General features: G+C 53.1%; 15 protein-coding genes and 1 riboswitch. Of the genes, 14 read left to right on the top strand and 1 reads right to left on the bottom strand.

The window, feature by feature from the left end:
- Nucleotides 1–34: 34 nt before the first annotated feature.
- The 3 genes from ACI7RC_RS07235 to ACI7RC_RS07225 are packed head-to-tail and all read left to right on the top strand — an operon-like array spanning nucleotide 35 to nucleotide 2,300.
- Complete coding sequence (locus ACI7RC_RS07235) at nucleotides 35–607, top strand: amidohydrolase (protein ID WP_408107565.1); 573 nt, start codon at nucleotides 35–37, stop codon at nucleotides 605–607.
- Between the two features lie 20 nt (nucleotides 608–627).
- Complete coding sequence (locus tag ACI7RC_RS07230; RefSeq protein WP_408107564.1) at nucleotides 628–828, top strand: DUF3311 domain-containing protein; 201 nt, start codon at nucleotides 628–630, stop codon at nucleotides 826–828.
- Nucleotides 825–2,300, top strand: a complete 1,476-nt coding sequence (locus ACI7RC_RS07225) for a sodium:solute symporter family protein (protein ID WP_408107563.1) — start codon at nucleotides 825–827, stop codon at nucleotides 2,298–2,300. The genes ACI7RC_RS07230 and ACI7RC_RS07225 overlap by 4 nt, the downstream gene beginning before the upstream one ends.
- Before the next feature lie 169 nt (nucleotides 2,301–2,469).
- Here the strand turns inward: ACI7RC_RS07225 and ACI7RC_RS07220 are convergent, their stop codons facing one another.
- Nucleotides 2,470–3,480, bottom strand: a complete 1,011-nt coding sequence (locus ACI7RC_RS07220) for a zinc-binding alcohol dehydrogenase family protein (protein ID WP_408107562.1) — start codon at nucleotides 3,478–3,480, stop codon at nucleotides 2,470–2,472.
- A gap of 289 nt (nucleotides 3,481–3,769) precedes the next feature.
- Here ACI7RC_RS07220 and ACI7RC_RS07215 point away from each other — a divergent pair, with 289 nt between their 5' ends.
- From ACI7RC_RS07215 to ACI7RC_RS07165, 11 genes are all read left to right on the top strand, one after another.
- Nucleotides 3,770–3,919 (top strand): hypothetical protein, encoded by a 150-nt coding sequence (locus tag ACI7RC_RS07215; protein ID WP_408107561.1) that lies wholly within the window; start codon nucleotides 3,770–3,772, stop codon nucleotides 3,917–3,919.
- Between the two features lie 132 nt (nucleotides 3,920–4,051).
- Nucleotides 4,052–4,792, top strand: coding sequence for a LytR/AlgR family response regulator transcription factor (locus tag ACI7RC_RS07210; RefSeq protein WP_408107560.1), 741 nt, complete (start codon nucleotides 4,052–4,054; stop codon nucleotides 4,790–4,792).
- Between the two features lie 15 nt (nucleotides 4,793–4,807).
- Complete coding sequence (locus ACI7RC_RS07205) at nucleotides 4,808–6,217, top strand: ATP-binding protein (RefSeq protein WP_408107559.1); 1,410 nt, start codon at nucleotides 4,808–4,810, stop codon at nucleotides 6,215–6,217.
- A gap of 314 nt (nucleotides 6,218–6,531) precedes the next feature.
- Entirely contained in the window at nucleotides 6,532–7,173 is a 642-nt protein-coding gene (locus ACI7RC_RS07200) for an accessory gene regulator ArgB-like protein (RefSeq protein ID WP_408107558.1), read from the top strand.
- Nucleotides 7,167–7,298 (top strand): cyclic lactone autoinducer peptide, encoded by a 132-nt coding sequence (locus ACI7RC_RS07195; RefSeq protein WP_408107557.1) that lies wholly within the window; start codon nucleotides 7,167–7,169, stop codon nucleotides 7,296–7,298. Before ACI7RC_RS07200 ends, ACI7RC_RS07195 begins: the two co-directional genes overlap by 7 nt.
- 206 nt (nucleotides 7,299–7,504) lie before the next feature.
- Nucleotides 7,505–8,683, top strand: coding sequence for an iron-containing alcohol dehydrogenase (locus ACI7RC_RS07190; RefSeq protein WP_408107645.1), 1,179 nt, complete (start codon nucleotides 7,505–7,507; stop codon nucleotides 8,681–8,683).
- Between the two features lie 72 nt (nucleotides 8,684–8,755).
- Complete coding sequence (locus ACI7RC_RS07185; protein WP_408107556.1) at nucleotides 8,756–9,901, top strand: acyl-CoA dehydrogenase family protein; 1,146 nt, start codon at nucleotides 8,756–8,758, stop codon at nucleotides 9,899–9,901.
- Between the two features lie 10 nt (nucleotides 9,902–9,911).
- A complete protein-coding gene (locus ACI7RC_RS07180) occupies nucleotides 9,912–10,808 on the top strand; it encodes an FAS1-like dehydratase domain-containing protein (protein WP_408107555.1) in 897 nt (298 codons plus the stop codon).
- A gap of 59 nt (nucleotides 10,809–10,867) precedes the next feature.
- A complete protein-coding gene (locus tag ACI7RC_RS07175) occupies nucleotides 10,868–12,043 on the top strand; it encodes a CaiB/BaiF CoA transferase family protein (protein ID WP_408107554.1) in 1,176 nt (391 codons plus the stop codon).
- A 22-nt stretch (nucleotides 12,044–12,065) separates the two neighbouring features.
- Complete coding sequence (locus ACI7RC_RS07170) at nucleotides 12,066–12,890, top strand: enoyl-CoA hydratase/isomerase family protein (RefSeq protein WP_408107553.1); 825 nt, start codon at nucleotides 12,066–12,068, stop codon at nucleotides 12,888–12,890.
- Nucleotides 12,891–12,902: 12 nt separating this feature from the next.
- Complete coding sequence (locus ACI7RC_RS07165) at nucleotides 12,903–13,850, top strand: MBL fold metallo-hydrolase (RefSeq protein WP_408107552.1); 948 nt, start codon at nucleotides 12,903–12,905, stop codon at nucleotides 13,848–13,850.
- An 87-nt stretch (nucleotides 13,851–13,937) separates the two neighbouring features.
- A riboswitch (cobalamin riboswitch) is annotated at nucleotides 13,938–14,148 on the top strand.
- The last annotated feature ends 80 nt before the right edge of the window (nucleotides 14,149–14,228 follow it).

Here is a 14,228-nt window from a genome sequence, read left to right as displayed (position 1 = left end):
CAGAAAACATTTTCTGGATAGGATTGTTTTTCAGATGACGACAGCTACTCTGGATCAGGCAGCAGAACAACTGAGGGAGCAGGTGATCGCTTGGAGGTGCTATCTGCATGAGCATCCGGAACTGTCTTTCCACGAAGAGAAGACGGCGCAATTTGTTTATGACACACTCAACTCATTTGGCAATCTCGAAGTTACTCGTCCCACCAAGACGAGTGTGATGGCTCGCCTGATCGGCGCCCAGCCGGGAAAGGTGCTGGCGATGCGGGCAGATATGGACGCCCTGCCGATCACGGAAGCGAATACGTTTGCGTTCGTCTCGAAAAACCAGGGCGTCATGCACGCCTGCGGCCACGACGGGCATACCTCCATGCTGCTCGCGGCGGCAAAAATCCTCTCGAGGATGAAGGATCAGATCAAAGGAGAAGTCCGCTTTTTGTTTCAGCATGCCGAGGAGCTGTTTCCAGGAGGCGCGGAAGAGATGGTCGCCGCCGGGGTGATGGATGGCGTGGACCTGGTCATCGGGGCACATCTCTGGGCGTCGATGGAGTTCGGCAAGATCGGCATTGTCGCCGGATTTCTTACAAACGGAAGAAACCAAACCGAATGAAAACGAAAGGAGGAAGTGCGTTGAAAGTCATTCACGTACTCGCACTCTTACCGTTTATCGGCATTTTGGGCTGCATCACGTTGGTCAATAAGGTGACTCCTTACGTCCTGGGCATGCCGTTTCTGCTTTTCTGGATCGTCTTATGGACGGTGCTGACATCTCTGATCATGTTTATCGTCTACAGGCTGGACCCCGCCAATCGGGGAGGTGATCAGGAGTGAATGCCGCTCTGACGATCATTTTCGCCTTCCTGGCCTTGTCGCTCGTCCTCGGCATCCTGGCGCGAAAAGGGAAAGACATGAACCTGGAGCAGTGGACAGTAGGCGGCCGGGGATTTGGAACACTGTTTGTCTTTCTGTTGTTGGCGGGGGAAATCTACACGACGTTTACTTTTCTTGGCGGCAGCGGTTGGGCGTACGGCAAAGGCGGTCCCACTTTTTACATCATCGCCTACGGATCGCTGGCTTACGTCTTGTCGTACTGGCTGCTCCCGGCGATCTGGAAGTATGCCAAAGAACATAAACTGGTCTCCCAGTCCGACTTTTTCGTCAGCAAGTATAAGAGCCCTTACCTGGGCGTACTCGTCTCGCTTGTCGGCGTAGCGGCGATGGTCCCGTATTTGGTGCTGCAGTTGAAAGGGCTGGGTATTATCGTGTCGGAAGCGTCTTACGGCTCGATTTCCCCGACGGCCGCCATCTGGATCGGCCTGATTGCCGTCGTCGCCTACGTGATGGTTTCCGGAATTCACGGTTCCGCCTGGACAGCGGTGGTCAAGGACATCATGATCTTGTTTGTCGTCATCTTTATGGGAATCTACCTGCCGTTCCACTACTACGGCGGCTATCAACCGATGTTTACCGCGATCGAGGCGGCTCATCCGGGATTTCTGGCCCTGCCTGACAAAGGGCTTAGCCCCTCCTGGTTTGTCTCGACGGTCATCTTGACGGCACTCGGCTTTTACATGTGGCCCCATACCTTCGGTTCTGTCTATTCCGCCAAGAAAGCAAGCGTTTTTCGGAAAAACGCGATTGTCTTGCCGCTGTACGGACTGGTGCTCCTGTTTGTGTTTTTTGTCGGATTTTCCGCTATCCTGCAAGTTCCCGGGCTGAAAGGGGCGGACGGGGACCTCTCTCTGCTCAGGCTTTCCATCCAGACGTTTGATCCGTGGTTTGTCGGCGTGATCGGAGCGGCAGGTCTGCTTACGGCAATCGTTCCCGGATCGATCATTTTAATGTCGTCCGCGACGCTGCTTTCGAAAAACATCTATCAAGTGTTTGCCAAGTCCGCTACCGAAGCGCAAGTTTCCCGTCTGGCCAAGATCCTGGTACCGGTCGTCGGACTCGTCGCGCTCTATTTTACCTTCCAGGGCGGCAATACGATCGTGACGCTGCTGTTGATGGGCTACAGTCTGGTGACACAACTGTTCCCATCGCTGGTCCTCAGCCTGTGGAAGCGCAATTTTGTGACGAAGCAGGGTTCGGCAGCCGGGATCATCGCCGGCGTTGCGACCGTGACCTATATCACGATCCAGAATACGACGATAGGCACGCTGTTTCCGTCCCTGCCGCAGGCGATACAGGATTTGAATGTCGGTGTGATCGCTATGATCGTCAATGTCGTCGTGATGGTTGTGGTCAGCATCGCAACCAAAGGGAGCGCCAAACGGGACTGGTCAGACAGCCGCGCGGCGTGAGATTTCACGGCTTCAGGGGGGATGTTTCCGGGGGAAGGTACGGCATGGCTATTTTCCGGCAATATCTGTTTGCCAAGCTGGCCATGCTGGTAGGAATTGGTCCCGATCGGTAGCAATGGAAAGCCCCATCCCGTTTCACAATCGACGTGCGGCGGGATGGGACTTTTTGCTAAAAATTCTCCAATACAAGCTTTCCGATCATCTTGCCAGACTCCACCTTGGCATGTGCCTTTCGAAGCTGTTCGGCGCATATCGGCGACAAGACCTCTGTCATCGTCGATTGCAGGATTCCTTCGTCGAACAAGCGGCTCGCTTGCTCCAGCAGCTCATGCTGTTTGATCATGTCGTCTGTTTGGAACATGGATCGGGTAAACATGCGCTCCCAGGCAAAAGTGACACTCTTGTTCATAAGCGCATTCAGATCGGGAATTTGGTTCGCCCTGACGATGGAGCATATCTTCCCTTGGGGCAGTATGCTGTCTGCCATGTTATTCCAATGTCCGCTCGTATCGTTCAAGCAGAAGATGTAGTGCACCCCGGGAAAACCGGCCGCCTGCAGCTGGGGGAGCAGTTCCTGCCGATGGTCGATCACCGTATCGGCCCCAAGCTTTTGGCACCAGTCAATCGAATCCTGGCGAGAGGCGGTCGCGATGACGGTCAGTCCGGCCCATTTTGCCAGTTGGATCGCGATTGAGCCTACGCCGCCGGCACCGTTGATGATCAGAATGCTCTTGCCGGCATCTTTCTCTTTCCCAATTCCCAGACGGTCAAACAAGCCTTCCCAAGCGGTAATCGTGGTCAACGGCATGGCAGCCGCCTCGGCAAAGGAGAGACGGGCCGGCTTTTTCCCGACGATCCGCTCATCGACCAACTGATACTCGCTGTTGGAGCCCTGGCGGGTAATATCTCCGGCGTAATAGACGGCGTCTCCTGGACGAAACAGGCGGCAGTCCTCTCCAACCGCTTCCACGATCCCACTGGCGTCCCAGCCAAGAATCCTCGCAGACTCTTCCGTACGGTCCTTGGGCGAGCGTTCCTTCGTGTCCACGGGGTTGACCGAGACAGCATGTACCTTTACCAATAGCTCGCGGCCTGTCGGGACAGGTTTTTCCACTTCAAGGTCGAGCAGACTCTCCTCATGGTCAACGGGCAAATAACGAAATAATCCGACTGCTTTCATCGTGCCTTCCTCCTTAGCTGTTTTCATTTGATTTTTCTTCTATTATACTATTTTCGAATGGTAGAAATCGGTTGAATTGTTTGATTGAAGGAGAGTGGTCATTCTGTCTGTTATGTATTTTTATGTCTTCCTCTCCGTCTATGTTTGTCTGGGAAAGATATTCCTCTTTACGTTTGCTGACCCGTTTTATGTTGGTTACAGTACAACGTATTACATCAGCCAGACAATCTTTTACGTCAGTTTGATCCTTTTTGTTCTGATATGTGTCAGAAAGAAAGCTGCGAACATCATGAAAAAAGATACAGATAGAGAGGAAAAGGCAAATAACTTGCTAGATATTGCTATTATGATTGTATATGTGCTGTTGATCAGCTTGCTTGTAGAATTATTGATGGAAAGCATGATGGTGAGGTTGCTGATTCGGAATGATCACGGTTGAGCGAACTTTTATATACCAACTGCGCGGCTTTATGCAACGAACAGTCCACCAGCCAGCAAACCGGTAAAGTCGACTGTTAAAAGGTATTTTGGGTATGGAAGAGAATACTTAATGATCAGTGGAGGGGTAGATTTGTTGCCGATCAAAATCGTAATAGCAGACGATGAGCCGGGAATCTTGCTATTGCTTCGTTCCATTCTCAGTGAGCTTCCAGATGTACTGATTGCAGGGACAGCCGAAAATGCCAAGGACACCATCAGGCTTGTCAATGAAAAAGATCCAGATTTGGCTTTTTTAGACATCGAATTGCCCGACAGGAAAGGGCTGGAGTTGGCTGAAGACCTGCGAAAGATCAAGCCGGATATGTTTATCGTTTTTATCACCGCTCATCCGGAATATTCCCTCGAGGCTTTTCATCTGTATGCTTGTGACTATATATTAAAACCGATTGACCCCGATCGGGTAAAACAGACGGTTCGGTATATTCAGCAAATCCTAAAACGACCCGAGAAACATCATCCAGCCTCCCGCTTGCAGACCCCCAGAATCTCCATCAACCTCGGTCACGAACGGATTTTTGTAAAACTCAGTGAGATCTTTTACATTGAGAAAGCAGGGCGCCATACCTTTATCTCTTGTGTGAATGGAAAATTCAAGACACGGCATACCCTGCAGGAGCTGGAACAAAACTTGGGAACAGGTTTTTTTCGCTCTCACAAGTCCTATATCATCAATACGGAACTGCTGGAACGAATCGTCCATTATCCTAATTCTTCCTACTATGAAGTCAGATTTAAAAATTATGATGGCAAAGCTCTGCTCAGCCGTGACCGTGTACATGAACTAATGTCCTATGCACAGTACAATGTCTAAAGGAGAAAATAGAAGATGGATTTTATGCCATTGATACCATTTTTAGGAGTGTCAGTACCAGAAAGCATCGTTTTATATTACTTGGCACTTACCCTGGTAGGAAAAAAAGGATCACCGCTCTTTATTTTGGCTCTTTCCCTGTTAACCTCGCTTTTTTCCTATTTTATCCGCTCGGTGTCAATGGTATTTGGTATCCACAGCTTTTTACAGGTAATCGGAATGGTCATGCTACTAAACCTTTTTTTTCAACTTTCCTGGTTTACAGCTGCAACTGTCATGATTCTTGCCAGTGTGGTGCTAGGATTGGCAGAGGGCGTTTTTGTTCCTTTGCTTGCCTGGCTTTTTTCTGTGAATCTTGAGGAGATTATTTCCAACCCTGTGTTGAGGATCCTGTTTTCCCTGCCACATCTGCTCTTCCTGTTATTCGTAACCTTTCTTGTTCGGAAACAAAAATGGCGGCTGCCCTTTTTGGAACGGCTGAGGGAAGGAAACAACGGGGTGATAAATAGGGGAAAAAGGCAAACGCTTAGCCAAATGAGCCTGTTTGCCCTGTATCTGGTACAAGCATTAATGCTGGCATTGTTGAATATCAGTTTTTACGTCTATTATTCAGATGTTTATCCTAGCTTTACCCTCGCCACTTTAGTAGAAATTAGCAGCATTGTGCTGATGGTCTCGGCTCTTGCAACCATTCTTGTCGCTGGTTACCTCCTAAAGGCTGCGGAACGGGAAGCCCGATTACAAACAGAATTGCGCCATTTTCGGGAAAAGCATAAGCTGAATTTGCAATTACAGGTGGAACGACATGATTTCTATAATCACCTTACCGCGATGTATGGATATTTAAAAGTAGGTCATTATAGCCAGGCAGAAGCTTATATTGAAAACGTGTATCAAACCGTTCGGCACATAGACAGTCTCTTGAAAATGGATCCACCGGAACTGGCTGCCATTCTAAGCGTAAAACAGGAGGAAGCAAAGGCCTGCGGGGTTGCATTTCATTGGCGGGTCAAAACGGAAGGAAACACGTTTCCGCTTTCACCTGAGGATCTCACCCACTTGGTCGGCAACTTGTTGGACAACGCCTTGGATGCTGCAAAAGCCGACAGTTCGCCAAGAGTAGACTTGACGTTTATTAGCAATAAACTCGGCTTGGCTCTGAACGTATCGAATAATGGCCACCGCATCTCTCAAGACGACTGGAAGAAATTCTCTACTGCAGGGTATACGACCAAAGATCCAAACCAGCACAGCGGTCTGGGGCTTTTTATCATCGGGCAAATCATCGACCGTTATCAAGGCAGTTTGAAATTAAAAGAACCTGAAAATTATCAGGGTGTGGAATTTGAAATCTATATCCCGTGGGAAAATTTGGCTGATGGCAGAGAAAGTGAAGATGTTTCCTTGACGAGCCGATCATTGTGAGCCTTTTGTCACAAGAAGTCAAATGAGCAACAGGCTTCATCCATAGAACTGGCGATATGAACACAGAAATCTACGGTTCATGCTTCGATAGGTACAGGTTGAGCATGGAATATAGGAAGCGGAAATAAATCTTGATAATATACGGGGTAGAGAAGGAATCTAGCTTTGTGTCAATCGTCGCCAATCAAAGATGAATTTTTAGTTGAAGTCTATCAAACCCGTCAGCATATTCAAGAGCCATTTTTCCTGTGAAAAAAGTTCCTTATACAAGCACATCAAGAAACAAGTCCTGCCAGGATAACGGAGGTGAAACGATGTTCGAAATCTCCATTCATAAAATGGGACAAGCAGTTGGATCATATGTGGCACAAAAGGCTTCCAGACTCGAACAAGCTGAAATGTTATCCTATGGCGCCGAGATTTTGCTAGGAAGTGTTGTGAAATTAACGCTTCTTTTTTCCGTAGCGGCTTTTCTGCATATCACATATGAGGTGACCGTTCTGCTGATCGTCACCGGCCTTGTTCGTATCTTGTCTGGCGGTGCGCATTGTTCCGCCTATTACCGGTGCCTGATTACGAGTATCGTCGTACTTGCCGCCTTGGGTTCCGCGGTTAAGCTGATGCAGCCGTGGCTCAGTGTATTGCCGTCGATCGTTTTATACGGCGTGATTTTGCTCTCCCTGTATTTGTATTGGCGCTATGCACCGCAAGCTCCCCCGAATAAGCCATTTGAGAACAAGGCAAGCGAGTTGACCTTTCGCCGCTGCACCTTACTTGCTGTTGTTGCTCTATCAATTGTCTCCATCATTGTTGGCCCCAAGAACTTTATGGGCTGGACGATGGCGACTGCACTTCTCTGGCAAGCTTTTACTTTGACACCAGTGGGCCACAAATTTATTGGCTCATGGGATATTTTGCTTAGTCCTAAACCAAAAGGAGGCGAGGTAAAATGGTAAAGTTTCTAACCAAACCATTGTTCCAAACCACGGCAAAAGTGCTAGCCGTAGTTGCTATGATGAACATTGGAACAACCAGCATGTTTATGATGTACCAACCGGAACCACCCAAAAAGTCTTCTTAGCGCTATAAGTGTCAAGGTACAAGACCTGTGTCCTCAGGCCGTAAGCTGATGCCCGTCTAGGGGTGTCAGCTTATTTGGTGTACCCACAGGTAAATTCGATGTCAACAGATAGGCATCCCGCCGCCAGGAAAAAGCAGGTATCCCCCCATCCGAAGAGAAATATCTATAAAATAGGAAAGATAGGAACACGGGGGTGCAGTCCGATGATGTCAAACATCCATCAGATACTCATGCCGCAAAATATTTTGTACGGGACCAATTCGTTTGCCGGGGTTGGCAGACAGGCAGCGTCGCTTGGAAGCAAGGCGATGATCATCAGCGATCCCGTCATGGAACAAATCGGCCATGTATCACTTTGCCGGAACTATTTGGAGCGAGCAGGACTTTCGCATGCCAGCTACACGGGAGTGAATACGGAGCCGACGGATCTACACGTCCAGGAAGCGTTAGAAATCTGTACGGGCGAAGCGTGCGATGTGATCGTCGCCCTCGGCGGAGGCAGCGCCATCGACGCAGCCAAGGCAGTCGCCGTGCTGATGAGCAATGGCGGACACATCCGCGAATATGTCGGAAATAAAAAAAGATTCCAGCAAAAGCCGCTGCCGCTGGTTGCTATTCCGACTACGGCGGGTACCGGATCGGAGATGACTAAGGTGACCGTGATCATCGACACGGCAAATGATGTTAAGATGATGCTGTCCCAGCCCGAGCTGCTTCCGGCGGCGGCGATTGTCGATCCGCTGCTCACGGTATCCTGTCCGCCGTCCGTAACGGCGGCTACCGGGGTTGACGCGCTCTGCCACGCTGTGGAAGCGTACATCTCCCGGCGCGCCCAGCCGGTGACCGACATGATGGCGTTTCGGGCGATTGAGCTGATCGCCGGAAACTTGCTGCAAGCGTATCGGCAGGGGGACGATATCGAAGCGAGAAGCCATATGGCGCTTGCCGCCATGCTGGCGGGAGCCGCTTTTTCCAACGCTTCCGTTACGCTTGTGCACGGGATGTCAAGGCCGATAGGAGCCTTGTTCCACGTGCCGCACGGCGTCTCCAATGCGATGCTGCTGCCAGCTGTGCTGGAATTTACCAGAGAGAGCGCAGCGGAGCGTCTGGCCGCGATCGGCAGGCATATCCTCCCCGACGGGGCGGGGCTCAGCGACAGTGAACTGGCTGACAGCCTGATCGCACAGATAAAACGGCTGTGCCTTGATCTGAATATTCCCAATATGCAGATCTGGGGCATTGACGAAGCAGCCTTCCAGCGGTCGCTTGCCAAAATGGCCCAGGATGCGCTGGACAGCGGCAGTCCGGGCAACAATCCCAGAGTGCCGACTCATCAGGAAATCGTGGAGCTGTACCGAGTCTCCTACGCCTACGACTTTTCTTGAGGAGGACACAGCCCATCTGCTGCCGGTACATATCGTTTCAGACTCTATCTTTTTAACAGGGGGATTGGGAGAATGGCTCAGCATTACCTGCAAGAAGAGCATCGCATGTTCCGTTCGGCCCTGCAAAAATTCCTGGCGAAGGAAGCCGTTCCCTGCTACAGCCAGTGGGAGCAGGAACGCTTGATACCGCGAATTTTTTGGAAGAAAATGGGTGGAGAGGGATTCCTCTGTCCAACCGTCGAAGAGAAGTACGGTGGTGTTGGAGCCGATTGGGCCTACTCGGTCGTCATCATCCAAGAATTGGAACGGGTTGGCTCCAGTCTCATCGGCATTCCGCTGCACAGTGACATCGTCGTACCCTATCTGGTGGCCTACGGCTCGGAAGAACAGAAACAGCGCTGGCTGCCCGGCTGCGTCAGCGGCGATATCATCACAGCGATTGCGATGACGGAGCCGGGGGCGGGGTCGGATCTGGCCAGCATTCGGACGACAGCGGTCAAACAGGGAGACCACTACATCCTCAATGGACAAAAAACCTTTATCACCAACGGCATCCAGGCAGACCTCGTCATGGTGGCCTGCAAGACCGACCCGCATGCCGTGCCGCCTCACAAGGGGATCAGCCTGCTTATGGTCGAACGGGATGCGCCCGGCTTTTCGCGCGGTCGAAAGCTGGATAAGATCGGGCTGCACGCCCAGGACACGGCGGAGCTCATCTTTGAAGACTGCCGCGTGCCGGCGGTAAATCTGCTGGGAGCGGAGGGGCAGGGCTTTCGCTACATGATGGAAAAGCTGCAGCAGGAGCGGCTGGTCGTCGCCATCGCCGCCCAGGCGGCTGCAGAGGAAATGCTCCGGTTGACGATCGAGTACACGAAGAACCGGCAGGCCTTTGGCCAACCTGTGAGCAAGTTTCAGCACAACCAGTTCAAGATCGTAGAGATGGCGACAGAGGTTGAACTGGGGCGGGCGTTTCTCGACCAGTTGATCGCCGATCACCTCGGCGGCGAGGACATCGTCACGAAGGTCTCCATGTCCAAGTGGTGGACGACCGAGATGGCCAAGCGCGTGGCAGTCCAGTGCTTGCAGCTTCACGGCGGCTACGGATACATGGAGGAGTACGAGATCGCCCGGCGCTACCGTGACATCCCCGTTTCGGCGGTTTATGCGGGCAGCAACGAGATCATGAAACTGATTATCGCCAAGAACCTGGGGCTGTGAGGTGGAGTAGATGGCTTCGGATATCAGCAAATTTGTCGGCTATGAGTTTGAGCCGTATCGCTTTATCGTCGAGCGGGGAAAGATACGCGAATTCGCTAGGGCGATCGGCGATGACAACCCGCTCTACCGGGATAAGAGAAGCGCGATAGAAGCGGGGTGGAGGGACGTCACGATCCCGCCGACGTTTCCCACCGTCATCGACATGTGGGGCGGGGCTGACTTCTTCACCCAGATCGAGGTCCTAGACCTTGACTTGCTTCGCGTGCTGCACGGCGAGCAGGAATACGAATACCTAGGAGAAATCTACCCGGGAGACGAGATCACGGCAACGGCAAAAGTGACGGGAGCAAAGGCAAAGTCAGGGCGCAGCGGGACGATGAAGCTATTTACGATCGAAACCGTGTACGTCAACCAGCATGGCGAAACGGTGTGCATGGGGCGTTCGGCGGTGATCGAGCACAGTGGAAGCAGGGAGGGGCGGGCGTCGGGTCGCAGCCAGCTCCCGCCGGCCCAGGACGAAAATGCAGGGGAGCTGCCCGCGCTGAAGAAACCGGCGATCACCCATACCCAGTTGGTCCGCTACGCCGGAGCGTCAGGCGATTTCAACCCGATCCACACGGTCGTCCCAGTGGGCGAAGAAGCCGGGCTTGGCGGCGTCATCGCCCACGGGATGCTGATCATGGGGTTTGCCGGCCAAGCGGTCTGCACCTGGTATCCCCGAAAACAGCTTCGCCGCCTGAAAGTGCGTTTTGCAGATATGACCAGGCCGGGAGAGCAGATCAACGTCACGGGACGGGTTGTCAGACCGCTGTCCGCCGACGGAGGAAACAGACTGTTCTGCGAATTGTGCGCCTGCAACCAGGTGGGCGAAGTCAAGCTGATCGGCGAGTTTGAAGTAGCGCTATAAGGAGTGTCTTGCGGCGTTAACGGCCGTGTCGTCCAAAGAAACGGAGGCTGGAATATCCGATGCTGAACGGAATCCGCGTCGTCGACTTTTCGCGTTATCTGCCGGGCCCGTACGCCGCTTTGCGGCTGGCTGACATGGGGGCGGAAGTGATACAGGTGGAGCAGCCGCCTTTCGGCGATCCTGCCCGGTTGGTCGGAGACCAGTCGAAAGGGACGGGCTTGATCTACCTGGCGAACAACCGCAACAAAAAAAGTGTCACGATCAATCTGAAGGAAACAGAAGGAAGACAGCTCGCCTTTCAATTAGCCTGCCGTGCAGATGTCGTCATTGAAAGCTTCCGTCCAAAAGTGGCCGCTGCCCTCGGCATCGGTTATGAGGAGCTGAGCCGGGAGCGGCCGGAGCTGGTCTACTGTTCCTTGACAGGATATGGCCAGACGGGGCCGCTGTCCGATCTGGCGGGTCACGATCTCAATTTTCAGGCCCTTAGCGGTCTCCTTTCCCAATTGAAGGATGAAGAAGGCAGACCTGTCCAGCCGGGCGTCCAATTTGGCGATCTGATCGGGGGGATCGCGGCTTCGGAAGCGATTCTGGCGGCACTGGTCAAGCGAGGGCTGACCGGAAAGGGAACATACCTGGACATTTCGCTGACAGATGCGCTGATCGGCCTTTTGAACACACACACCCTGATCCGGGAAGTGACTGGATACACGGACGGCGTTCCCGAATTGGGAGGGGAGCTGATCTCGTACCGGATCTACGAGACCCGAGACCAAAAATTCGTCGGTTTGGCAGCGCTGGAGGAAAAATTTTGGCAGAATTTTTGCCGGGGAGTGGGACGGGAAGACTGGATTGCCGCCCATGTGAGCCGGGCGACTTCAGAGAATCCCGTGTATTTGCAGGTAAAGGAGCTGTTTCAAAGCCGTACGCAGGCAGAGTGGTCGCAGTTTTCCCACAAAGTGGATTGCTGCCTGACTCCCGTGCTGGAAATCGGCGAAGTCATACAGCATCCTCACGTGCAGGCAAAAGTCTTGGCGTTTGTACGGCACACACAGCGATGGGGGGATTTGATTCAGACGGATACCTCTGCGGGCGGCTATGATCCGGGGCGGAGCACGTCCGGCATGGCTTTTGCACCGCCGCCCGCAGCAGGTGAACATACCGAAGAAGTTTTTCGATCTGTCTTGTCTGTCGCCTCGGAACAGATGACAGACTGGAAAAGGCGCGGCATGATCTGAACCAGCGAATGGAGGGGGTACAATGGAGAGTCAATCTGTTTTGCTTGAGCGAAAAGGCGGGGTAGCGGTAATCACGTTCAACCGCCCCGACAACCGAAACGCCCTGTCGCGGGCATTGGTAGACGAATTTCGCGCCTCCCTGGAGGAAGTGCGGACGGACGCCCGGATTCGCAGCCTGATTGTGACGGGGAGCGGCCCGGCTTTTTGCGCCGGCGGCGACATCAAGGGATTTCCCGGCCAGGGCGCAAGCCAAGGCAGCAGTCCGAGCGGGGCGGAGGCAAGGCGGTATATGCAGGAGGCGCATCGGCTGCTGCTCGATCTCGTCTCCTTGGAAAAGCCCGTCATTGCAGCGGTCAACGGCTATGCAGTCGGAGCCGGTTTTAACCTGGCCCTGGCCTGTGATTTGCTGATCGCCTCGGAAAATGCTTCATTTGGACAAGTTTTTGCTAAAATAGGATTGGTGCCGGATTACGGTGGAATTTTCTTCCTGCCAAGATTGGTAGGGCTGCAACGGGCCAAGGAGCTGATGTTCTCCGGCCGGATGATTACTGCCCGGGAGGCACAGGCGTACGGGATTGTGCTGGAAGTGACGACGGCAGATGCGCTCTTGCCGAGAGCCGAAGAAATGGCGGCTTCCCTGGCGCAGGGTCCCAGTGCCGCCATCGGGATGGCCAAGTCCATCTTGAACCGCAGCAGCGAGATGACGTTGGAACAGGTTCTGCAAGCTGAAGCGATGGCACAGGGACTGGCCTTCACTACGCAAGATTATCTGGAGGGAGTCCGGGCCTTTCGGGAAAAGCGGCCGCCGGCATTTACCGGAGAGCAGGAGCGAAGAGACGAAGAATGAGGTGAGGCAAGGATGAGCGATAACCAACCAATTGATCTAGGAAATGATGTGTTTCTCATTGACGGGTTTGATCTCGGCCTGGCTGGCAGGACCGGAACCTATGTCCTCCGGGAACCGGAGCTGACGATTATCGAGACGAGTGCCAGCCCGTCGGTTCCTTACATCTTGAAGGGGCTGCTTGAACTGGGGCTGCGGCCGGAAGAGATCAGATACATTATCGTGACGCATATACACCTGGACCACGCCGGGGGAGTGGGACTGCTGCTGCAGGAGTGCCCGGACGCTCAGGTGATTGTCCACCCGAAGGGAGCACGCCACCTCGCCAACCCGGAGCGGCTGATCCAGGGAGCCAGAGCGGTGTACAAGGAGAAATTCGACAGTCTGTTCGATCCGATCCTTCCGGTAGCGGAGGATCGGATCGTGGTGAAAGCAGACCGCGAATCGCTGAAGATCGGTCCAAACCGGACGCTCGAGTTTTTCGATACGCCGGGACACGCCAATCATCACTTTTCCATCTATGATCCGAAGAGCAACGGCATGTTTACCGGCGACACCTTTGGCATACGTTACCATCAGGTGGAAGACGCAGGTTGTACCTTGTATCTGCCTTCTACATCGCCTAACCAGTTTTTGCCGGAAGCGATGGAACGCTCGATCGATCTGATCAAAGACCTGCAGGTAGACCGCATCTACTTTGGCCACTACGGAATGACGACAGATGTCGATGACGCTTATCGTCAGATGAAGATTTGGCTGCCCATCTTCGTAGAGACAGCGAAGCAGCTTTCCGCACAAGGAAAGGGAGAGGGCGAAATAGCCTCTGCGCTGCTCTCTCGCGTGCGGGATCACCTGACCGGCCGCAGCGTCCCGCAAGACCATCCGGTTTACCAGGTGCTGCAGATCGATTTGGAAGTGTGCGCCATGGGTTTAGCCGATTACCTGTCAAAACAAGTGAAATAGACGGCGGATCGCCGTGAAGGTCGGCTGCGTCCGCTGCCAGCCGGCATAGACAAGTGGGTGCCGGAGTGATATAGTTACTTGTACAATCGCATATCGGAGGAAACAGGTGCTGAACGCTAAATTTTTAGCTTCGGCTTAATTGGGAAGTTCGGTTAAAAGCCGACACGGACCCGCCACTGTGGTGAGCACCGATGGCACACGCATCGGTAAGCTTTTGCTAGCATGTCACTGGTACTGCCGGGAAGACGGCAAAAGCTCGACTCTAAGTCAGGAGACCTGCCTGTTTCAGCGACACTGATGACCTACGCGGATTTAGGCTGGTGTTAGAGATCGGGCACGACCCTTGCAACGCTTGGAAATAGGTATGCGGCCAAGCAT

This window comes from Brevibacillus sp. B_LB10_24 (assembly GCF_046036945.1).
GTDB lineage: Bacteria > Bacillota > Bacilli > Brevibacillales > Brevibacillaceae > Brevibacillus_C.
The sequence above is the reverse complement of the archived record's forward strand: the minus strand, read 5'-3'. Positions and strand labels throughout refer to the sequence as shown.